At 53.5% G+C, this 20064-nt stretch carries 21 protein-coding genes; 9 read left to right on the plus strand and 12 right to left on the minus strand.

Translation table 11 applies throughout. The annotated features are described in order from the left end of the window. Positions 1–22: 22 nt before the first annotated feature. Complete coding sequence (locus tag LRM19_RS06325; RefSeq protein WP_271367838.1) at positions 23–907, minus strand: MarR family transcriptional regulator; 885 nt, start codon at positions 905–907, stop codon at positions 23–25. A 276-nt stretch (positions 908–1183) separates the two neighbouring features. Here LRM19_RS06325 and LRM19_RS06330 point away from each other — a divergent pair, with 276 nt between their 5' ends. Further along, on the plus strand, positions 1184–2647 hold the full coding sequence (locus tag LRM19_RS06330) for an EAL domain-containing protein (protein WP_115875016.1): 1464 nt from the start codon (positions 1184–1186) through the stop codon (positions 2645–2647). A gap of 29 nt (positions 2648–2676) precedes the next feature. Here the strand turns inward: LRM19_RS06330 and LRM19_RS06335 are convergent, their stop codons facing one another. From LRM19_RS06335 to LRM19_RS06345, 3 genes are all read right to left on the minus strand, one after another. Further along, positions 2677–2949, minus strand: a complete 273-nt coding sequence (locus tag LRM19_RS06335) for a DUF883 family protein (RefSeq protein ID WP_023311651.1) — start codon at positions 2947–2949, stop codon at positions 2677–2679. Positions 2950–3068: 119 nt separating this feature from the next. After that, positions 3069–3737 carry an epoxyqueuosine reductase QueH gene (locus LRM19_RS06340; protein ID WP_008502293.1) on the minus strand — a complete coding sequence of 223 codons (669 nt, stop codon included), beginning with the start codon at positions 3735–3737 and terminating at the stop codon, positions 3069–3071. A gap of 124 nt (positions 3738–3861) precedes the next feature. Continuing rightward, complete coding sequence (locus LRM19_RS06345) at positions 3862–4338, minus strand: GNAT family N-acetyltransferase (protein ID WP_047717718.1); 477 nt, start codon at positions 4336–4338, stop codon at positions 3862–3864. 90 nt (positions 4339–4428) lie between these two features. On the opposite strand from LRM19_RS06345, the gene LRM19_RS06350 reads away from it, so the two are divergent. Beyond that, a complete protein-coding gene (locus tag LRM19_RS06350; protein WP_271367839.1) occupies positions 4429–5358 on the plus strand; it encodes a LysR family transcriptional regulator in 930 nt (309 codons plus the stop codon). A gap of 83 nt (positions 5359–5441) precedes the next feature. Here LRM19_RS06350 and LRM19_RS06355 read toward each other — a convergent pair whose 3' ends face one another. The 3 genes from LRM19_RS06355 to LRM19_RS06365 form a co-directional block, all read right to left on the minus strand. Further along, positions 5442–5939, minus strand: coding sequence for a surface-adhesin E family protein (locus LRM19_RS06355; protein ID WP_244599408.1), 498 nt, complete (start codon positions 5937–5939; stop codon positions 5442–5444). Beyond that, the gene (locus tag LRM19_RS06360) at positions 5936–6559 is read right to left on the minus strand and encodes a hypothetical protein (RefSeq protein ID WP_271367840.1); all 624 of its coding nucleotides are present in this window, start codon (positions 6557–6559) and stop codon (positions 5936–5938) included. The genes LRM19_RS06355 and LRM19_RS06360 overlap by 4 nt, the downstream gene beginning before the upstream one ends. 178 nt (positions 6560–6737) lie before the next feature. Beyond that, positions 6738–7058 (minus strand): hypothetical protein, encoded by a 321-nt coding sequence (locus LRM19_RS06365; RefSeq protein WP_127730790.1) that lies wholly within the window; start codon positions 7056–7058, stop codon positions 6738–6740. A 292-nt stretch (positions 7059–7350) separates the two neighbouring features. On the opposite strand from LRM19_RS06365, the gene LRM19_RS06370 reads away from it, so the two are divergent. The 3 genes from LRM19_RS06370 (at position 7351) to LRM19_RS06380 (ending at position 10630) form a co-directional block, all read left to right on the plus strand. Beyond that, positions 7351–7626: a metal/formaldehyde-sensitive transcriptional repressor gene (locus LRM19_RS06370; protein WP_248261114.1), complete on the plus strand. Its 276-nt coding sequence runs from the start codon at positions 7351–7353 to the stop codon at positions 7624–7626. 30 nt (positions 7627–7656) lie between these two features. Continuing rightward, complete coding sequence (locus tag LRM19_RS06375) at positions 7657–8775, plus strand: S-(hydroxymethyl)glutathione dehydrogenase/class III alcohol dehydrogenase (RefSeq protein WP_021242543.1); 1119 nt, start codon at positions 7657–7659, stop codon at positions 8773–8775. Between the two features lie 160 nt (positions 8776–8935). Further along, positions 8936–10630, plus strand: a complete 1695-nt coding sequence (locus tag LRM19_RS06380) for a methyl-accepting chemotaxis protein (protein ID WP_271367841.1) — start codon at positions 8936–8938, stop codon at positions 10628–10630. 89 nt (positions 10631–10719) lie between these two features. Here the strand turns inward: LRM19_RS06380 and LRM19_RS06385 are convergent, their stop codons facing one another. The 4 genes from LRM19_RS06385 to LRM19_RS06400 form a co-directional block, all read right to left on the minus strand. Continuing rightward, on the minus strand, positions 10720–13101 hold the full coding sequence (locus tag LRM19_RS06385) for a membrane-bound PQQ-dependent dehydrogenase, glucose/quinate/shikimate family (protein WP_271367842.1): 2382 nt from the start codon (positions 13099–13101) through the stop codon (positions 10720–10722). 256 nt (positions 13102–13357) lie between these two features. Next, positions 13358–14281 (minus strand): LysR substrate-binding domain-containing protein, encoded by a 924-nt coding sequence (locus LRM19_RS06390; RefSeq protein WP_127730796.1) that lies wholly within the window; start codon positions 14279–14281, stop codon positions 13358–13360. Positions 14282–14461: 180 nt separating this feature from the next. Beyond that, positions 14462–15346: an SDR family oxidoreductase gene (locus LRM19_RS06395; protein WP_248221361.1), complete on the minus strand. Its 885-nt coding sequence runs from the start codon at positions 15344–15346 to the stop codon at positions 14462–14464. A 64-nt stretch (positions 15347–15410) separates the two neighbouring features. Then, positions 15411–15800, minus strand: coding sequence for a YdeI family stress tolerance OB fold protein (locus LRM19_RS06400; RefSeq protein WP_271367843.1), 390 nt, complete (start codon positions 15798–15800; stop codon positions 15411–15413). A gap of 138 nt (positions 15801–15938) precedes the next feature. Between LRM19_RS06400 and LRM19_RS06405 the strand changes: the two genes are divergently transcribed. Genes LRM19_RS06405 through LRM19_RS06420 form a run of 4 tightly spaced genes read left to right on the plus strand, consistent with a single transcriptional unit; the run spans position 15939 to position 18432 of the window. Next, positions 15939–16442, plus strand: coding sequence for a hypothetical protein (locus tag LRM19_RS06405; RefSeq protein WP_133294378.1), 504 nt, complete (start codon positions 15939–15941; stop codon positions 16440–16442). A gap of 9 nt (positions 16443–16451) precedes the next feature. Continuing rightward, complete coding sequence (locus tag LRM19_RS06410) at positions 16452–16898, plus strand: DUF421 domain-containing protein (RefSeq protein ID WP_127730802.1); 447 nt, start codon at positions 16452–16454, stop codon at positions 16896–16898. 11 nt (positions 16899–16909) lie between these two features. Continuing rightward, positions 16910–17428, plus strand: coding sequence for a 2-oxo-tetronate isomerase (locus LRM19_RS06415; RefSeq protein ID WP_271367844.1), 519 nt, complete (start codon positions 16910–16912; stop codon positions 17426–17428). Positions 17429–17445: 17 nt separating this feature from the next. Further along, on the plus strand, positions 17446–18432 hold the full coding sequence (locus tag LRM19_RS06420; protein ID WP_271367845.1) for an SDR family oxidoreductase: 987 nt from the start codon (positions 17446–17448) through the stop codon (positions 18430–18432). Here the strand turns inward: LRM19_RS06420 and LRM19_RS06425 are convergent, their stop codons facing one another. Further along, complete coding sequence (locus LRM19_RS06425) at positions 18433–20058, minus strand: alpha-amylase family protein (RefSeq protein ID WP_271367846.1); 1626 nt, start codon at positions 20056–20058, stop codon at positions 18433–18435. Positions 20059–20064: the final 6 nt, after the last annotated feature.

The raw sequence follows: 20064 nt of genomic DNA on the forward strand, positions 1-20064 counted from the left end.
GGAACACCGAACGCCTGGTGAATTATACGGTTGACGTCATGTTATGAGCGTGGCGTCGCTCTTTAGGTACGACGTTGATGTAATGGGTAACATACGCAAAATATAATCCGGCATAATTTTCGACAAGTTCGAGAAACGCCGGGTATATCGACATTCGACCATCACCACGATCTTTAAGATAACCCGCCTCTTGTGCCGATTTAATAATTCGGTTGACGTGAATGCGCGAAACAAAAAATTCTTTTGCTAGCGTGCTTGCTGAGTATTCAATGACGGCACCATGGGCAGATTTGTTTTTCATGGCCTGCAGGTAAAGATAAAGCATAATCATACGCCCGCCATCTTTATCGATAAATAATCCCACTTCTGGCAGCACCTTTCGGAACGTTAATCCCCGAAAAAGATATTCAGCCGCACGGCGAAAAAAGTTGTTTCTCAAAATATCATTATCCAGCAGGTTAACATTAATGTTAAATGCTGGGTAAAGAATGCTGACGGGCAAAAAAGCACCGGACATATAACGCTTAAGTTCATTAAGACCTTTTTCAGTGGGCGCGATTCTCGTTTTACGTCGGTCTTCCGTGCAGCGCCAGGTCCTGATGCGCCCGGTAGTTCTGAGTATCGTAATGATCGCAATAACGCTGTTAGGGCTGGCTATCTTATAGCGAGAACATAACTCTTTAATCTCTGAAACTGACTCGGCCTGATTTCCAAAAATAAAGCAACACATGGAGAGAATAATATTGAATCGTGATTCCTGCAGCATTGTCTTGTAGAACAAAGGTTGTTTTTTGTAGATGGTGTCATTAATTGTGTAGTGCTCTAATATTGCCTCACTGAATCGCGGATTGCTCTTTATAACATCCCTTCGATGTAGCAAGGCCCTGGATGAGATATGATTATCCATAGCATTTTTCTCGTATTTGAATGAACCGATAGATGAAGTATCCAGTCTTCTTTTTCGGAATTTTCATTATACCCTGAGAATGAGATGTTTGTCGGGGTTATTTGAAAAGAAAAGTATATTTAAACCGCGGTGATTAACGCAAAGATGTTCCGGTGAGTTCAGCTGATAATTGTTTCGCACCCTGTGGCTGTATTGTAAAATTAATGATTATAAGAGGTGCGGTAAATTTTACGTATTCACAAATGGAAAAGGTGCGTTAGTGCCCAGGAGCAGTTTATGACCCACAAAATTTCTCACAGAAATGGGGCGTGCGATGAACAAAAATTTGTCATTTCAGCCTGCGGTTTTACGTTCCAGGGATATCGTCTGATCCTAAGCCAGTACGAAATAGAGGCTTCGCATCTGCACTTTGAGGGGGATGAGATATCCGAGCGGGATATGGAAAATATCCTTATAAATCAAAATGCTCATATCGTTGTCTTTCTTGGTAAGGGGGTCGTGAATCTCCTGGAAAGCCTGAAGCGTCTGGCATCCGTGCTCAATACACTTCCCGTTATTAGACGTGTCACCCTGTATGGTGACATACCGGATGGCTGGCTGTATCGCACCCTGGGCAGTCTTTTAAATAATAGTTATCAGTTATCATTGATTCGTATAGCCCGCGTTTCAGATATTATAACCTTTATTCATACGCACCATAATGTATTTAAGGACCGTTCGTACTTATTACGCGATCGTTACCGGGATAACTCTTCCCAGGAAAACGTAAAGTGGCTAACAAAAAGAGAGATTGATGTTTTATTAAATTTCTATCGCGGTATGTCAGTAAAAGAAATGTGCGAAAGAATGGGGTTGTCGAATAAAACGGTTTATACCCATCGGAAGGAGGGTGTGCTCAAATTAAACTTAATTAAGCGATGGCTACACGATCCGCATAATTTAAAAGCGGAAGGGCGAATTAAACATCAGCGCCAGAAAACAGAATTCACGGATAAGGAAACAGAAATATTTAATGCGCTACTTAAAAGAGAGATCTTCCCTGCCTATCAGATTATTACCGATCGTGACAAAAAGGGCGTAGGTTTTGAAATACTTATTCGCTGGAATAAAAATGGTAAAATTGTCAAGCCAGCCAGTTTTCTCACGGACATCTCAAATCATGAGATATGGTTAAAAATAACAGCGTTAGTCATCCATGCCGCCGTTTCGGGTATTAATAAGTATAACGGGAAATATTATTTTTCTGTGAACATCCCGCCTCGCCTGGCTTCCGGAAATGCATTGCCTGATATGGCACGCAAAGCCATCGATATGCTGCTCAAACCGCAGTGGGCCGAAAAGCTGGTCTTTGAATTTGCAGAGGATATTGACGTAACGAAGGACAAAAGGATCCCTGAAACCATGCGGCATTTACGTAATACAGGGTGTCGATTGTATCTGGATGACTGCTTCTCAAATCATCAAACCATGTTCCCGGTGCGCCAGGTGCATTTTGATGGACTTAAGCTGGATCGGGACATCGTTGAGCATTTTGTGGCAAACGACAATGACTATAACCTGATTAAAGCGATACAGCTTTATAGCGATATGACCGGAACGGACTGTATTGCCGAGGGGGTTGACAGTGAAGAAAAGTTTGAAAAATTAGTCGCGCTGGGCGTCAAGAATTTTCAGGGGTATTATTTATCGCGGGCCGTGAAAGAGGAAGAGTTAGACCGTATGGTAAGATTGTTTAGTTAGGTAAAAATAAAGCCCCGAAGGGGCTTTTGTTATTTTCGACCCAGCAACAGACCGAGAACAATACCGACAGCACCCGCGGCGACGAGGCCGGTGAGGGGATTATTTCTGACCGCTTCTGTTACATCGGAAACGGCATCGCTGGCCTGCGCGGCATATTTTTTAGCTGCACCTTTTACCTGATGCTTTGGTGAATCAACGAATTCACCAAACTGCTGCTGCGCTGAGCCTGCTAGTTCATCAAATTTATTTTTTGCTTTATCTTCAGCAAACTGGGTGTTTTTATCAGTACCGAAATCAGACATTTTTGCCTCCTTTTGTTGATAATTAAAGGATAGCCGTTCTTTGTGGATACGGGAGACGCAACGCTAAATTCGGCACCTTAAAGGGCGGTTTTCGGATATATCTCTATATCCGGAACCCGTTATTTCTCATTGTCATCCTGACCGTAAAACAGTTTCCCGATGCGGATCAGCGGGCGGCCCTGTGACTTACGGTGCAGGTTACTGTCTCTGAGCGAATAAACGCAGCCGCAGTATTCCTGCTGGTAAAACTGTTCCCGCTTGCTGATCTCAATCATGCGTGAAGAGCCGCCCTGTTTGCGCCAGTTATAGTCCCAGTAAACCATACCCGGATAGCGCGCGGCCGCACGCTGGCCGCAGTCGTTTATCTGCTGCATGTTCTTCCAGCGGGAGATCCCGAGCGAGCTGCTGATGACGCTGAATCCATTCTCTGCCGCATAGAGCGCCGTACGCTCGAAACGCATATCGAAGCACATGGTGCAGCGGACGCCGCGCTCGGGTTCCCATTCCATGCCTTTCGCGCGTTCAAACCAGTTATCGGTGTCGTAATCGGCATCAACAAACGGCACGCCGTGTTTTTCCGCAAAGCGTATATTCTCCTCTTTACGAATGAGGTATTCCTTTTGCGGATGGATATTGGGGTTATAGAAGAAAATGGTGTACTCAATGCCCGACGCCTGGATGGCCTCCATCACTTCACCCGAGCAGGGGGCGCAGCAGGAGTGCAGCAGCAGTTTGTCAGCGCCGTTTGGCAAGGTGAGTTGAGGGCGGATAAAAGGGGCTGTCGTCATGGCGTTCTGCACTATGTTTATGAAATTTATGGAAGGGTAGCATAAATTCAGAATCTGTTGAGACGGGATCGACGCAGGAAAGAGCGATCCCGCGGGGCGGGATCTTCTCGGGTATGACGTGCCGCTATTCGGCAAATTTGAGCAACGCTTCTCCGTCAAGACGGTATCGCACCCATTCGGACTGCGGCAGCGCGCCAATGCTCAGATAAAAATCGATGGCGGGCTGGTTCCAGTCCAGCACGCTCCATTCAAGGCGGCCACACTGCCGTTTTACCGCGAGCTGAGCAATATGTTTCAGCAGCGCTCTTCCCGCGCCTTTACCGCGATATTCCGGGGAAACGTAAAGGTCTTCCATATAAATCCCGTTGCGGCCAAGCCAGGTTGAATAGCTGGTGAAGAACACGGCATAGCCGGCGATCTTGCCTTCATACTCCGCGATCAATGCCTCGGTTTTAGTGCCTGCACCAAAGAGCGTTTCCCGGATCTCCTCCGGCGTGGTAACCACTTCTTCCGGGGCTTTTTCATACACCGCCAGCTCGTAAATCATGGCGTAAATGGCCGCCGCATCTTCGGGGCGTGCTTGACGAAGGGTGATGCTCATTGTTTTTCCTGCTTTTTAGCGTGTGTCCTGATTGATGGCGTTAAGCATACGGAGTATTGTCCGAAGAATTAAGTGCAATGAAATCAACATATGATGAATATTATGCATCCGGCCCTGAGACGACTTGATTTAAACCTGCTGCCCGTTTTCGACGCGATCTACCGCCACCGTTCCGTTCGGCTGGCCGCTGACGAGCTGGCGATGAGCACATCCGCGCTCAGCCATGCGCTGTCGCGCCTGCGCGCCAGCTTGAATGACCCGCTGTTTTTCCGCGAAGGGCATCGTATGTCCCCCAGCGTTTATGCCTCTCAGCTCGCACCTTCGATTGCTTCCGCACTCTCGTTCCTTAATCATGAACTGACCCCGCAGCCGGAGTTTGATGCAGCCACCAGTACGGAGAGCCTGCAGATTGCGATAACGGACTTTACCGCGCTTTGCATTTTTCCGGCTCTGATGCACAGTCTGCAGCTTACTGCCCCTGGGTTACGCTTTGAATTGCGCTATCTGCCGCACAGTCCGGCGCTGACGGAACTGCTGGCGGGCGAGGTGGATCTGGCGCTGGGCTTCAGCACTCAGGATGATATCCGACACCCGGAACTGGAAGAGATCGACTGGTTTGAAGATGAGTATGTGGTCATCAGCAACGCGCGGCGGACGCGTCTGACGCTGGAGGATTATCTCGCGGCCCGACATCTGGTGGTGACCCCATGGAATGAGAAGCAGGGCGTTCTTGACGTACGGCTTGAGCAGCTGGGCTATACACGGCAAATCGCGATCAAAACGCCGTCAATGCTCAGCGCACCGTTTATCATAGCGGAAAGCGACCTGCTGATGGCGATCCCTCGTTACGCCGCTGAGAAGCTGGTTGCGGCAGCAGACCTGAGGATTTTTGCTTTACCGTTTTCGATACGCACGTTTGAAGTGAAAATTTACTCGCATAAACGCAGCGGCCAGCGGGGCGCGACCCGCTGGCTGAAGGAGGAACTGCAGGCGCTGGCGCAGGCTGTCAGGGGACGGTAGGCTATTTGTTAGCGGTCAGCCCAGCCCGCGCTTTAATATAGAGCAGAGCGAGTCTGTCCATAGAAGCTTAGGTCCTGAAGATTTTATTCATCCAGTAACGGTTTTCGATTATCTTTCGCTGGCTCTGGCTTGAGTTTTTCAACGGGAATACTGCACATGCTTTCCGCTATTATCCCAAAAAGAGAGTCTTTCGGGTAACTTTCCCATTGTCCCACATCCTGTGTCACATGTACGACATCGCCTTCCGCGAACGGTTTCGAAAAATAGGTTCGTGCCATAATAGCACGCTGGTTTTTGTCGCAGTTAATCACGTCGATTGCCCGGGAGCTCGCTATGTAGACGGGAGGATTTTTTATAATGAGTGTTTTCTCGGCGTAGTTATTGATGAAATAAAAGCGGCGCAAGTGGCCGTTACCCTGATAAGTTGAAATCACCCGAAAATCGATATACGAAGCAATTCTTTTATCTTCAAGGATTTTTATGACGCCTGCCGGTGGCTTGGGGGTAGACTGGGGCTGGGGTTTACTTGTCCCGGTACAACCTGTCAGCATAAGTAATACCAGCCATGTTAGCTTTTTCATTTCGCATCCCCTGCGGATAAATCAGGTCGTAATGTCGTCAGCATGTCAGGCGTTACATTTCCCTGAACGGTACAGAGCAATAATGTCCCGTCTTTACCTTTGCTGAGCATTAACAGCTTTTCGGTACTTTCTTTTGCCGGAGCAATACCTGACACCGCCTGCGCGTTGTCTTCCCAGTCACTGTTTGGGTTGATTTTAATCATTGTCTGAGAAACATAATCATCTCCCGCCTTTTTCCAGGATAAATGATCAAGTCTGGACATTACTTCTTCTTGCGACTCTTTGAAAATGAGTCCCCAGTAATAGTACTTACCGTAATTGATTTCATCGAGATTGCTGGTTTGCAGGTAATATCCCGATACCGTCAGATTTAATTCATGCAGCGGTTGAGCAAACCAGATGGTGCGATTGCCGTCTTCAGGGGCTTTGAACCAGGCTTGCGAATGCTTGTTGAGCGTTAAGGGGGCTACGCGGCTGAGTTTGGCTCGCTGATGATAAATCTCGTTGAAAAAGGTTGAGTCGCAGCGGGTTAACGTTTGTGTCAACGTGCTGGCGTGAACCGCGGGTGTGGCTACAGCCATACCTGCTATGAGCCCAATGGAGGAGATGTGTTTACGCATGTAATATCCCTATATTAAAAAAAGACCCTATTTTTATCGGCTTATCAGGATGAGACTTTACGCTTTTTTATTTTGCTTCGTTATCAGGCGTATTGAATACCTAACCTACAGTCAGTTAACCCTGCTCATCGAGCATCTGGCGATGGGTTATTGCCTTCGTTTAAAACCCTGCGAAGTTTTAGTATCCATGAAAGAAGTAGCGAATCTTCAGGCCGATAAACTTCAGTACAGGCCAGACATAATGCTGAATTACATATAAGACAGGTGGCACAACCAATGTCGCACCAGTTGCGCAGATTGCGTATACCGCCGAATCCTTTGCAATTAACCCATAGTTTAGGTTAAGTGTTTCAAGATTAATTGCCTTGGCTGTATTCGAACCTACAAATCCAGAACTAAAAACGACCAGGAACACATAAAGTGATGCTGTTATGAGTTTTAAAATTAGCCAAAAAAATTTCACAATAATCACCTGCTGATTGATGCCACCATTTAACACAATAACGTCCAGCTTAGCGAGTTTATGGTTTGGGTTGTTCTGAATAGTATTCAGATCATGACACCTCATCATCTTCCAGGAATGTCGCCGGGTATTTAATTCAGGCAGCAGAAAATCACTTTCAGATACCTCGTCACTATTTATCTGATGTCACGAATAGGGCAGAGAGAAAAGAATTGCGTAACGAAACTTTTAACATGTTAAGTAACTGGCTGATAATCATAGAAAACATAAGGTTTACATAAAGCACCTTTAAAAGATACAATACCCCCCTATAGTATCAGGAGGGCGTATGCCGCATTCACCCGAAGATAAAAAACGTATTCTTACCCGCGTCCGGCGTATTCGGGGCCAGGTAGATGCCCTTGAACGCGCGCTGGAGTCGGGCGATCCCTGTCTGGCCATCCTTCAGCAAATTGCCGCCGTGCGCGGGGCTGCCAATGGCCTGATGGGCGAAATGGTTGAGATTCACCTCAAAGATGAGCTGGTAGAGGGGGAAACCACGCCGGATCAGCGTGCCGTACGCATGGCGGAAGTCGGCCATTTACTGCGCTCTTATCTAAAATAAATCCACATACCTGACAAGAAGGGAAGACATATGAAATCTCGCGCTGCAGTTGCATTTGGCCCCGGCCAGCCGCTCAAAATCGTTGAAATTGACGTGGCACCGCCAAAGAAAGGGGAAGTGCTGATCAAAATTACCCATACCGGCGTATGTCATACCGATGCGTTTACGCTCTCGGGCGACGACCCGGAAGGCGTTTTCCCGGCGGTACTCGGCCATGAAGGCGGCGGGATTGTGGTGGAAGTGGGCGAGGGCGTGACCAGCCTGAAGCCAGGGGATCACGTGATCCCGCTGTACACCGCGGAATGCGGCGAGTGTAAGTTCTGTAAATCCGGCAAAACTAACCTCTGCCAGGCGGTGCGCGCCACTCAGGGGAAAGGGCTGATGCCGGACGGTACTACCCGTTTCTCGTATAACGGCGAGCCGGTTTATCACTACATGGGCACCAGCACCTTCAGCGAATACACCGTTTGCGCGGAGATCTCGCTGGCGAAGGTGAACCCGCAGGCGCCGCTGGACAAAGTCTGCCTGCTGGGCTGCGGCGTAACCACCGGCATCGGCGCGGTGCACAACACGGCAAAAGTTAAAGAGGGCGATACCGTGGCGGTGTTCGGTCTCGGCGGCATTGGTCTGGCGGTGATTCAGGGGGCGGTTCAGGCGAAAGCCGGTCGTATCATCGCGGTCGACACCAACCCGGAGAAATTCAGGCTGGCGGGTGAAATGGGCGCGACCGATTTCGTGAACCCGAAAGATCACGAGAAGCCGATTCAGGACGTCATCGTTGAGATGACCGACGGCGGCGTGGACTTCAGCTTCGAGTGTATCGGCAACGTCAACGTGATGCGTTCCGCGCTGGAGTGCTGCCACAAAGGCTGGGGCGAGAGCATCATTATTGGCGTGGCCGGAGCGGGCCAGGAAATTAAAACCCGTCCATTCCAGCTGGTCACCGGGCGCGTATGGCGCGGTTCCGCGTTTGGCGGCGTGAAGGGGCGTACACAGCTTCCGGGTATGGTTGAAGATGCTATGGTCGGCAAGATTCAGCTCGATCCGTTCATTACCCACCGCTTACCGCTGGAGCAGATTAACGAGGCGTTCGATTTGATGCACGAAGGAAAATCCATCCGTACCGTTATCCATTTCGGCGACAAGTAACTCTTCTGCCAGCGGTTTTTCGCCGCTGGCGTTTCTTTAATAATCTTCTCTAAAGTGTGACCAGTGCGGCGTTTTTAGCCGTAATCTAAATCTCTGCCGTGCCGATGACTATTTAACAGGCGTGTTTTTACGCATCTTACCTACAAGAGAGTCGACGGTCATGGACAACACTACTTCGATGCTGGCGCAGCGCAAGCTGGGCTTCTTGCATCACATCAGGCTGGTTCCGCTGTTTTCCTCCATTCTCGGTGGCATTATTCTTCTGTTTGCCTTGAGCTCGGGTCTGGCAGGGTATTTCCTGCTGCAGGCCGATAACGATCAGCAGGATGTCACATCCGAAATTCAGGTGCGTATGGGGCTGTCGAACAGCTCAAACCATCTGCGAACCGCGCGTATTAATCTGATCCACGCCGGTGCGGCAAGCCGAATCGCGGAGATGGATGCGATGAAGCAGAACATCAGCGAGGCGGAAACACGCATTAAGCAGTCTCAGGATAGCTTTACCGCCTACATGAATCGCGCCGTGCGTACCGCCGAGGGCGCAGCGCTGGATGCGGAGCTTAAGACCCGGTATGACGCCTATATCGCGGGCATGCAGCCGATGGTGAAATTCGCCAAAAACGGCATGTTCGAGGCGATTATCAACCATGAAAACGAAACGGCGCGCCCGCTGGACGACGCTTACAACGCCGTACTGCTGAAGGCAATTAAAATCCGTACCGACCGTGCCAATGCGCTAACGGCGCAGGCTCACAGCCGCACGCAGTTGGGCCTGATGTTTATGGTGGGCGCGTTTGCGCTGGCGCTGGTGCTGACGGCGATGACCTTTGTCGTGCTGCGCCGCACGGTAATCAATCCGCTGCAGCGTGCAGCGAAACGTATCGAGAATATCGCTAAGGGCGACCTGACGATGCCGGACGACGTGGCCGGGCGCAGCGAGATTGGCCGCCTGACGCGCGATCTGCAAACCATGCAGCACTCGCTTGAAAAAACGGTCGGCACCGTGCGTCAGGGGGCGGAGGAGATTTACCGCGGCACCAGCGAGATCTCTGCCGGTAACACCGACCTCTCTTCCCGCACCGAGCAGCAGGCTGCCGCCATCGAGCAAACCGCCGCCAGCATGGAACAGCTGACCGCGACGGTGAAGCAGAACGCCGATAACGCCCATCATGCCAGCAAGCTGGCGGAAGATGCCTCCGGTAAGGCCAGTCGCGGCGGTCAGATGGTTTCCGGCGTGGTGAAAACCATGGGCAATATCTCCAGCAGCTCGAAGAAGATCTCTGAAATCACCGCCGTGATTAACAGCATTGCCTTCCAGACCAATATCCTGGCGCTTAACGCGGCGGTAGAAGCGGCGCGGGCGGGCGAGCAGGGGCGCGGATTTGCCGTGGTGGCAAGTGAAGTGCGCACCCTGGCAAGCCGCAGTGCGAACGCCGCAAAAGAGATCGAAAGCCTGATCAACGAATCCGTATCGCTGATCGACCAGGGTTCCGGTGAAGTTGTCGCCGCCGGTAACACTATGAATGAAATCGTCGAAGCGGTTAAACGCGTGACCGACATCATGCTGGAGATTGCCGCAGCGTCCGATGAGCAGAGCCGCGGTATCGTGCAGGTGAGCCAGGCGATTTCCGAGATGGATAAAGTGACCCAGCAGAACGCCTCGCTGGTGGAGGAAGCCTCCGCGGCGGCGGCGTCTCTGGAAGAACAGGGCGCGCGTCTGACCGAGGCGGTCGGCGCATTTCGGTTGAGCAGCAAGACACAGGGGCGTACTCAACCGCAGAACTCCGCAGCGGTAAAACCGGCTGCACTACGTCCGGCGGTTGCAGATAGCGGGGACAACTGGGAGACGTTCTGAGTCGACAGCCGTGTCGGGTGGCGCTTCGCTTACCCGACCTACAAAAACTGACCTACAAAAAAGGGACCTTTCGGTCCCTTTTTCACATCTTATTTCTTATCGGGTAATGCGTACGCGATAACGTAATCACCGCGATCCGGCGACTGGCGGGCGCCACCGGCGTTAATGATGATGTACTGCTTACCGGTTTTCGGCGACACGTAGGTCATCGGGCCGGACTGGCTGCCAACCGGCAGGCGGTCTTTCCAGATCTCTTTCCCGGTGGCGGTATCAAACGCGCGCAGGTAGAAATCCTGGGTACCGGCAAAGAACAGCAGGCCGGACTGGGTAGAGAGCGACGCGCCCAGGGTCGGCATACCGATCGGTATTGGCATGTGCATGCGAATGCCCAGCGGGCCGGTATCTTCCACCGTGCCGACAGGAACCTGCCACACCAGCTTGCCGGTTTTCAGGTCAACGGCTGACATGGTGCCAAACGGTGGCTTCTGGCACGGAATACCCAGCGGCGACAGGAAGCGTTCACGCATCGCGCCGAACGGCGTGCCGTCCATTGGAACTATCCCCATCTCAATGCCGCTGGCATTTTTCGCCACGTTCGCGCGCGGCACCATATAGTTTGCCAGACCCAGGCGCATATCGTTGACGAACATCAGGCTGTTGTTCGGGTCAACTGAGATGCTGCCCCAGTTCATCCCGCCGAGTGAGCCAGGGAACTGCAGGGAACGATCGAGACCAGGAGGGGTGAAGACGCCCTGATGACGCATCTCTTTAAACTGAATGCGGCACAGCAGCAGGTCGACAGGCGTCGCGCCCCACATGTCGGATTCGGTCAGCGTCTGGTTGCCAATCATCGGCATGCCGACGGAGTACGGCTGGGTCGGGGAATAGCGTTCACCTTCAACGTTACCCGCCGGGACAGGGCGTTCCTCTACCTTCGCGACCGGCTTACCGGTTTCGCGGTTAAGCATGAAGATCATGCCCTGCTTGCTGGTCTGCACCAGCACAGGCGTGGTGCCGCCCTTACCGTCAGGCAGGTCGTACAGCAGCGGCTGGGAAGGCAGGTCGAAGTCCCACAGGTCGTGGTGGGTAGTCTGGAAATGCCAGCGAACCTGACCGGTGGCCGCGTCGACGGCGACGATGGATGAACTGTACTTATCGTCCAGCGCGGTACGCTCTCCCGCCCAGAAGTCTGGCGTGGCGTTGCCGGTTGGCAGGTAGATTAGATTCAGTTTGGCGTCGTAAGACATCGCTGACCAGACGTTCGGCGTACCGCGGGTGTAGGTCTGGCCTTCCGGCGGCAGGCCGGTCAGGTTCGGATTACCCGGATCCCACGCCCAGGCCAGCTTACCGGTGTGAACGTCGTAGGCGCGCACCACGCCCGGCGGCTCGCCGGTTGAGTAGTTATCCGCGACGCGACCGCCGACGACGACAACGTTCCCGGCAACCAGCGGTGTGGAGGTTTGCTGATAATATCCGGGCTTAATCTCACCCATGCCGACGCTCAGATCCACGGTGCCATGGTCGCCAAAGTCGTCGCAGACCTTGCCGGTATCCGCGTTGATGGCAATCAGACGGGCATCGGTAGTGGGCAGGAACAGGCGGCGAGGGCATGCTGCAGGCTGCGTTTCTGCCTGTGACGTTGTCACGCTGGAGTGGTCTTCAAAATAGCCCAGACCGCGACAGCGCTGCCAGTTAGGGGCCGTGGCTTTGGAATCGTAGCGCCATTTTTCTTTACCGGAATCCACGTCCAGCGCCACAACTTTACTGTATGGGGTACAGACGTACAGCGTGTCGCCAATCTGCAGAGGCGTGTTTTGATCTTCCGCACCCGAGCCGTTGCTCTGCGGAATATCGCCGGTGTGTGCAACCCACGCGACTTTCAGCGAGCTGACGTTTTGCTTGTTAATCTGGTCCAGCGCGGCGAAACGGTCGCCGTGGGTGGTATTGCCCCAGTGCTCCCAGTTCTTTTGCTGCTCGCCAGGGGCGACGGGTTTCACCGGAACGGGCTCGTTGGCAGCCACGAGGGTCTGAGGCTTAAACATCCAGCCCAGGCTGGCCAGCATGGCCACCGCGAGCAGGGCCGCGACGCCAAAGGCGGGCGTCTTGTTCGGTGCAGCGTAGTTTGCCGCGCGCAGGAAGGGCCAGACGATGGCGCACAGGAACGCCAGTACGGCAAAGGTAAACAGGCGGGAGAAGAGCGGCCAGAAATCCCAGCCCGCATCGCTTACCGCCCAGAACAGCGAGGCAATAAATCCAATGCTATAAAGCACGATCCCGCTGGTGCGGTTGAGGAAAATCAGGATCGCGGCAATCACCATTACCACGCCCATTATCAGGAAGTAACTACTTCCGCCCACGGTGGCGAGCTTTAAGCCCAACCCGCCGACGGCCAGACCGATGAGCATCATCAGTCCGGCAAGAAGCCACTGCAGAATACGAGGTATCCCGCGCGGCGCGCTGCCAAATGCCATTTCTGTCTCCTTAGCTCCCCCCGCCGTGTCGGGTATGTACCAGTTGGGTAATAAATGCGGTGGGATTGATGGTTGATACCGGTGAATTCGTTTATATCAAATAATTTGCGAACCATTTGGTGAATTCGCCGCTATGATAAAACTGTTAAATTGTTTTACGCAATTGTTAATGATTTATTCCGCATTATTTGATTAACGCACAGGTCAACCCCCTCGCCCCTAAGGGGAGAGGGTCAGGGCGAGGGGCAAAAAGGTTCTAAACCGGCATTGATTTACGGATGGCGCTCAGCAGCGTCTGCGCACCCGTTGAGAGTGGGGTGTCGACGCGGGTCAATATGCCGATAGGTTCACCGGGGCCAGGGGAGGTAATCGGCAGCGCGATCAGCGTTGCCTGGCGTAAATCATCTTTTACCGCCCCGGAAGGGACGAACCAGACGTAGTCATAATCCAGCGTAAGCTGGCGTGAAAGCGAGGCTGACAGCGTTTCGATACACCCTGAGGGCAGCGTACACCCCTGCATTTGCAGCAAGGTTTCGGCGGTCTGGCGCGGGACGGTCCCTTTCGGGCACACCACCACCGGCCACTCCATGACGCGGCTTAACGTCACCGTGTCCTGCAGCAGCGGGTGATCGGGACGAACCACCAGCTTCAGGGACTCCAGGAACAGCAATTCGTAATTGAGCCCCCCCATCAGTTCAGGGTCGGACATGCGGCCGATACCGATATCCAGCTCGCCCGATTTCAACCCCGCGAGCAGCATCGTGTTATTCATGGTGGCAACCTGAATCGTGGTATGCCGTTGCTGCTTGTGGAACTGGCCAATCACCGGCGGAAGAATGCCCAGCGCGGCGGTGGGCAGGGCCCCGACGCGGACGACCTCGCTGGTGTGTTCTTCTTTACGGTGCAGGGACTGGCCTGCGGTATTGAGCGCATCCAGCACCTTAACGGCGTGCGTAAGGAACTGTTCGCCCACGATGGTAAGCTGCGCCCCCAGCCGACCGCGGTCAAAAAGACGGGCGCCGGTCAGCTGTTCAAGCTCGTTGAGGGTTTTTGAGAGCGCAGGCTGGCTCAGGTTAAGAGTTTCAGCCGCACGCCCCAGCGTTCCCTGTTGAGCGACGGCCACAAATGTATGCAAATGGCGCAAGCGTATGCGCTGACTGAACAGACCATTTTTTTCCATAGGCGATGTTAAAAACAGAGCGATGCGGGTGACAAGTTAAGTTATTTAATTTTGATAACCTGATAGCAAAATATTTTTAACATTTGATCTGTTTGAGTTACAACATGTTTTTCGGCGGGGAATAAGAGCGAACGTCCTTGTTCATTTATTGCTCATTGCTGAGGGGAAAGGGTTAAGCGTTTAGATTACGCCGTCACCGCCGTCAGAACACCACACCTGGCCGGACGTAAACGAACATTCATCCGAGGCCAGCGTGACGTACAGCGGGGCGATCTCGACGGGCTGACCCGGACGTCCCAGCGGCGTATCTCCGCCAAACTCCTTCACTTTTTCCATCGGCTGGCCGCCGCTGGACTGCAGCACCGTCCAGTACGGGCCGGGAGCGACCGCGTTGACGCGAATGCCTTTCGGACCCAGCTGCTTGGCTAAGGATTTGGTAAATACCGCCAGACAGGCTTTGGTCTGGGCGTAGTCCAGCAGCACCGGGCTGGGCTTCACGGCCTGAACGGAGGAGGTATTAATGATAACGGACGAGGCCTTCAGGTGCCGCAGGGCCGCCTTCGTGATCCAGAAAGGGGCATACACGTTAGTTTTAAACGTTGCGTCAAAATCTTCGGTAGTCAGCTCTTCAAGGGATTCACGGAACTGCTGGCGACCGGCGTTGTTGATCAGAATATCCAGCCCGCCCAGCTTCGAGACGGCTTCTTCGACCAGGTTCTGGCAGAAGGTTTCGTCCCGAACGTCCCCCGGCAGCGCGACGGCGTTCCGGCCTTCGGCTTTGATCAGGTCGATGACCTCCGCGGCGTCTTTTTCCTCTTCAGGCAGATAGTTAATCGCCACGTCAGCGCCTTCACGGGCATAGGCGATGGCCACTGCGCGACCGATACCCGAGTCACCGCCGGTGATCAGCGCTTTTTTACCTGCCAGGCGGCCATGCCCTTTGTAGCTGGTTTCCCCGTGGTCGGGTACAGGCTGCATTTCGGATGCCAGTCCCGGTGGCGTTTGTGGCTGTTCCGGGAACGGGGGCTGCGGATAAGCGTTCGTACGTTGTTGGGTATCACTCATAGCTGACTCCTTAAGCCAAGGGGTGAGATTTGATGGATAACTGCAGCGTTAACGCTTCGCTGAATTATTTCTGCAAACGATCGACGCGGACGACGGCAGGAGATGATTTTTTATCAAGCGAACCGTTGATGCTGATCATCTGGTCGGGTTTTACCGTTCTGCCATCGAAGACTGCCTGGGGAATAATAACGTCGATTTTTCCGGTTTTATCCTGAAATACAAACTTATCGCCGCTACCGTCAATAAGATTACCGCGCAGTGAAATGGTGGCACCGTCGTGCAGTTGTTTTGCCTGATCGATGGACATAATACGCGCATCATCGGTTCCGCGATATCCGCTATCCAGCGCATGGGGTGGCGGCGGGGCTTCACCTTTTTGTAACCCGCCGTTATTATCTGCGAAGGCGGCCGGAACCAGAAATATCATAAAAGCGGAAATAAGCGATAATTTCATCGGATATCCTTCATTTTGGGTGTCTTGACTTATTAAGTATTGTTGCTATTCCTTTATGTGGCAAATGTGATAAGTCCTAAAAACATTCGCGTGAGAAATCAAACTTATCGGATAATAAGCGAAACGGTGACGATGACCATGAAGCGTGAAAATGAAAAGTTGCCCGGGATAGATGAGAGTTTTCGCTTGCTGACGTTTGAATACGCGTTTCGTCAGGTGGGTTTTATTGTTCTGCTGGCTATTATCATCGCGGCTATCGCCGGTCTGTTTTCAAGCGGGTGGGTCAGCGATACGGTCAAAACCAATTCCGCAAAATCACTGACCATAAGCTATGAACGGTTTGGCCGCCGGGAGACGGAGACGCGAATGGAGCTGGCGTTCCCGGTGCAATCAGAGGGTAAGTATGTTCTCAGCATGACCAGCGAGAGCAGCGATGTTTACGAGCCTGGCAGCGTCTGGCCGCAGCCGGACAGCATGTTCAGCCGTGGCAAGACCCTCTATTTCGTCTATAACAACCTGAAAAAGTCAGACCGCTTCGCGGTGTTATTCTTCACCACGCCTTCGAGAGCCGGTAAATGGAACACAACCATCCGTATTAACAGCGAGCCGGAGATAACCTTCTGGCAATTTATTTACCCCTAGGAGGCTGATATGGATATGGTCTTTCGTGCGCTGGCGATTTATCTGTTCCTCGTGGTGGTTTTTAAAGTGGCCGGGCGGCGTGCGCTGCTGCAGATGACCAGCTTCGATCTCATTCTTCTCCTGATAATTAGTGAAGCTACTCAGCAGGCGCTTCTCGGACAAGATTTTTCCGTCACCGGTGCGATGATTACGATTACCACCCTGGTGGTAGTGGATATTATTTTTGGCCTTATGAAGAAGTATTTTTCCCCGGTGGAGAATATTCTGGACGGCACTCCAGTGATTCTTGTGGAAAACGGCGTACCCCTGGCTGATAAACTCAAAAAGGTCGATGTCTCTTGCGATGATATTCTGGTGTCAGCGCGTCAAAATAATGGTATTAACGAAATAAGCCAAATTAAATATGCCATACTGGAGCGCAATGGACATATTTCAATCATTCCATTCGAGAAATAAGAGGCGCAAAGATGAGCAATCTTTTTCACGACAACAATTATACCGTGGGTGAACTGACGAAAAAACTGGCGAGCAAATTAACCGATCTCGGGCTTCGCTTAACCACGGCGGAATCCTGTACCGGCGGAAAGCTATCGGTAGCACTTTGTGCCGAAGAGAACACGGCCGATTTTTATGATGTTGGCCTGGTCGTATTCAGCGACGAAGCCAAAGCGCGGATCCTCGGCGTTCGTCCTGAGACGCTCGCGCGGTATACCGCGGTCAGTGAGCAGACGGTGACCGAGATGGCCGCCAGCATCCGCGACATCGCCCAGGCTGATATCAGTATCGCCATCAGCGGCTATGCTGGCCCGGAAGGGGGCGACGACGGCACGGCGGCGGGGACGGTCTGCTTTGCGTGGAACATTCGCGGCGAGACGCAAACCCGCACCGTACTGTTTTCCGGAGACTGTCAGGACGTGGTGGAAAAAGCGGTGCATTTTTCGCTGGCCGAGCTGGTGACAGCATTGTCGGACGGGCATAAAGGTTGAGTTTACGTGGAGGTTCTATGGCTGTCATAGTAATTACCGGTGGGACGGCGGGCGTGGGAAAAGCCACGGCGCTGCGCTTCGCAAAAGCAGGTTACGATGTCGGCCTTATCGCCCGCGATGAGGCCAGCCTGCACTCAACCCAGGAAGAGCTGCGCCGCTTCGGCGTAAATGCACACGCCGTGCAGGCGGACGTCGCCGACAGTCAGGCGGTGGTGGATGCGGCTAACGAGATTGAGTATCGCCTCGGCGCGATTGATGTCTGGGTGAACAACGCCATGGGGGCCGTGCTGGCGCCGTTTCGCACCCTTACGCCGGACGAGTTTCGTCGCGTGACTGAGGTGACGTACCTCGGCTACGTGAACGGCACCCGCGCGGCGCTGGAGCTTATGGTTCCGCGCGACAGGGGCGTGATTATCCAGGTAGGGTCCGCGCTGGCCTACCGTTCCATTCCCCTGCAGTCCGCCTACTGCGGGGCCAAAGCGGCGATCCGCGGGTTTACCGATGCGGTGCGTACCGAGCTGATGCATGAAAACAGCCGGGTTCAGCTTTCGATGGTGCAGATGCCGGGGCTTAACACGCCGCAGTTTGAATGGGCAAGGAACAAGTTCGCGTGGGCAATGCGCCCGGTACCGCCGGTGTTCGAGCCTGAAGTCGCCGCCAGCGCCATCTTCAGGGTGGCGCAAAAGCCGGTACGCGAGCTGTGGGTTGGCAGCAGCACCATTCAGTCGATTGTCGGGCAGTTCCTCTTTCCGGGTTTTCTGGACAGGCTGATGGTGAAGAAAGCCTGGGAAGGCCAGATGACCGACGATCTGAACGCGCCGGACCGTCGGGATTATCTCGACCAGCCGGTTAACGACCTGCACAAAATCCATGGCCGTTTCACTGATGAAGCGAAAACCCGCGCGTCGTCCGTGACCTCCGGTATGCCGGGCAAAGTGGCGTTAGGGGGGCTGGCGTTGGCGGGTATTGTGTTGACGCGTTTGCTAACCCGCCGGAAACCATAATCAGCGCAGCGCGCTGCGGTGCGTCCAGAACCAGCGATAGCCGTAGCCGCCAAGGCTGAGCTCAACGGTTTTACCGCAAACCAGCGCGTCATCGTAGCGTTTGTCCGCAAGACAGGCGGTCCAGGTGGCGTTGCGGATCCCCTTGACGGTGAACCGTACCGGCTGGTCGCTGAAGTTAACAAAGGTCAGGATGCTGCGTTCTTCGGTCTCGTAATAGATCCCCAGCACCGCGTCATTATCGATCGTGAGGAGCCGAAAGGGCGCAACGGCGATTTCGGGGAACTCCGAACGGGTATTGGCGATATCAATGATCCGGTGCAGAAGCGAGTTGCGGTGGAGGAGCGAATCGGCGACGTTGATTTTCTGATAGCGATAAGGGCCGCGGTCGATAATCGGCGCGATAAATTTTTTCGGGTCGGCAGCCGAAAAACCGCCGCCTTGCGATCCCGCCCACTGCATCGGGGTGCGCACAGCGTAGCGCTCCTCCAGATCGAGGTCATCCCCCATGCCGATCTCATCGCCGTAGCGCATCACCGGAACGCCGGGCAGGGAAAATAGCACCGCATGGCAGAACGCCAGCCGCTTCCGATCGCCATTGAGCATCGGCGCCAGGCGGCGGCGGATCCCGCGCTGATAGACGTTCATCTCCTCTTCAGGGGCGAAGGTATCGAGGACAAACTGTTTGTCTTTCTGGCTAATGCCCTCCAGATCCAGCTCGTCGTGATTGCGCAGCCAGTTGGCAAAACAGCATGAATCGGGCGGGACGATCATCTTCTTCACCGCGTTGCGCAGCGAACGGGCGCTTTTGCGGGCCAGGCTGACGTAAAAATATTTGTTGAGCCAGAAGTTGAGCACCAGATTCAGGCGGTCATTATTGCCAAAGTAGTCCTGATAGGCCTCCACCTCAACGTCGACCTCACCCAGCAGGATCGCGTCCGGGTTGTGTTGCTCGATAAGACGACGCATATGCTCGAGGATCCACAGGCCCTTTTTTTCATCACCGTTTCCCGCCTGGGTGGTCAGGTGGGACGCGGCATCCAGGCGAAATCCCGACACGCCCAGCTTGAGCCAGAAGAGGATGATGTTCTCAATCTCTTTCAGCACCGCGGGCGAGGTCAGGTTCAGGTCCGGTTCGTGGCGATAGAACATGTGCCGGTAGTATTGTCCCGCCTCGTCGTCCCAGCTCCAGATGCTCTTTTCGACGCCGGGAAACATGGGGGGCGTATCGTCCTCGTCACTATCTGACCAGAGGTAGTAATCCCGGTAGGGTGACGCCGGGTTGCGGCGGGCCTGCTGGAACCAGGGATGCGCGTCGGAGGTGTGCTGGATCAGCAGCTCGATAATGACCTGCATGCCCAGCTCGCGGGCCTGTTCGATAAAGGCGATGATATCGGCCAGCTTTCCGAATCGAGGGTCCACCTGGAGATGGTCGCTGACGTCATAGCCTTCATCAAGAAAGGGCGTGAGGTAAAACGGGGTGATCCAGATAACCGTCGCCCCCATGCGGCGAATGTAGCGCAGCTTGGCCGCTATCCCGGCGATGTCCCCGCAGCCATCGCCGTTCAGGTCATAAAAGAGTGCGGTATCAATCTGGTAAATAATGGCCCGTGTATGCCAGTCCGTCATAGCGTT

Origin of the sequence: Enterobacter sp. PI-10, assembly GCF_027947695.1 — a bacterium.
Classification (GTDB): Bacteria; Pseudomonadota; Gammaproteobacteria; order Enterobacterales; family Enterobacteriaceae; genus Enterobacter; species Enterobacter vonholyi.

Coding starts and splice junctions, on each gene's coding strand:
- LRM19_RS06395 (WP_248221361.1), bottom strand. CDS start 15,346: ATGAGTGATACCCAACAACGTACGAACGCTTATCCGCAGCCCCCGTTC.
- LRM19_RS06360 (WP_271367840.1), bottom strand. CDS start 6,559: ATGCGTAAACACATCTCCTCCATTGGGCTCATAGCAGGTATGGCTGTA.
- LRM19_RS06340 (WP_008502293.1), bottom strand. CDS start 3,737: ATGACGACAGCCCCTTTTATCCGCCCTCAACTCACCTTGCCAAACGGC.
- LRM19_RS06410 (WP_127730802.1), top strand. CDS start 16,452: ATGGATATGGTCTTTCGTGCGCTGGCGATTTATCTGTTCCTCGTGGTG.
- LRM19_RS06330 (WP_115875016.1), top strand. CDS start 1,184: ATGACCCACAAAATTTCTCACAGAAATGGGGCGTGCGATGAACAAAAA.
- LRM19_RS06335 (WP_023311651.1), bottom strand. CDS start 2,949: ATGTCTGATTTCGGTACTGATAAAAACACCCAGTTTGCTGAAGATAAA.
- LRM19_RS06380 (WP_271367841.1), top strand. CDS start 8,936: ATGGACAACACTACTTCGATGCTGGCGCAGCGCAAGCTGGGCTTCTTG.
- LRM19_RS06420 (WP_271367845.1), top strand. CDS start 17,446: ATGGCTGTCATAGTAATTACCGGTGGGACGGCGGGCGTGGGAAAAGCC.
- LRM19_RS06345 (WP_047717718.1), bottom strand. CDS start 4,338: ATGAGCATCACCCTTCGTCAAGCACGCCCCGAAGATGCGGCGGCCATT.
- LRM19_RS06375 (WP_021242543.1), top strand. CDS start 7,657: ATGAAATCTCGCGCTGCAGTTGCATTTGGCCCCGGCCAGCCGCTCAAA.
- LRM19_RS06425 (WP_271367846.1), bottom strand. CDS start 20,058: ATGACGGACTGGCATACACGGGCCATTATTTACCAGATTGATACCGCA.
- LRM19_RS06355 (WP_244599408.1), bottom strand. CDS start 5,939: ATGAAAAAGCTAACATGGCTGGTATTACTTATGCTGACAGGTTGTACC.
- LRM19_RS06390 (WP_127730796.1), bottom strand. CDS start 14,281: ATGGAAAAAAATGGTCTGTTCAGTCAGCGCATACGCTTGCGCCATTTG.
- LRM19_RS06370 (WP_248261114.1), top strand. CDS start 7,351: ATGCCGCATTCACCCGAAGATAAAAAACGTATTCTTACCCGCGTCCGG.
- LRM19_RS06400 (WP_271367843.1), bottom strand. CDS start 15,800: ATGAAATTATCGCTTATTTCCGCTTTTATGATATTTCTGGTTCCGGCC.
- LRM19_RS06350 (WP_271367839.1), top strand. CDS start 4,429: ATGATGAATATTATGCATCCGGCCCTGAGACGACTTGATTTAAACCTG.
- LRM19_RS06415 (WP_271367844.1), top strand. CDS start 16,910: ATGAGCAATCTTTTTCACGACAACAATTATACCGTGGGTGAACTGACG.
- LRM19_RS06405 (WP_133294378.1), top strand. CDS start 15,939: ATGAAGCGTGAAAATGAAAAGTTGCCCGGGATAGATGAGAGTTTTCGC.
- LRM19_RS06385 (WP_271367842.1), bottom strand. CDS start 13,101: ATGGCATTTGGCAGCGCGCCGCGCGGGATACCTCGTATTCTGCAGTGG.
- LRM19_RS06325 (WP_271367838.1), bottom strand. CDS start 907: ATGGATAATCATATCTCATCCAGGGCCTTGCTACATCGAAGGGATGTT.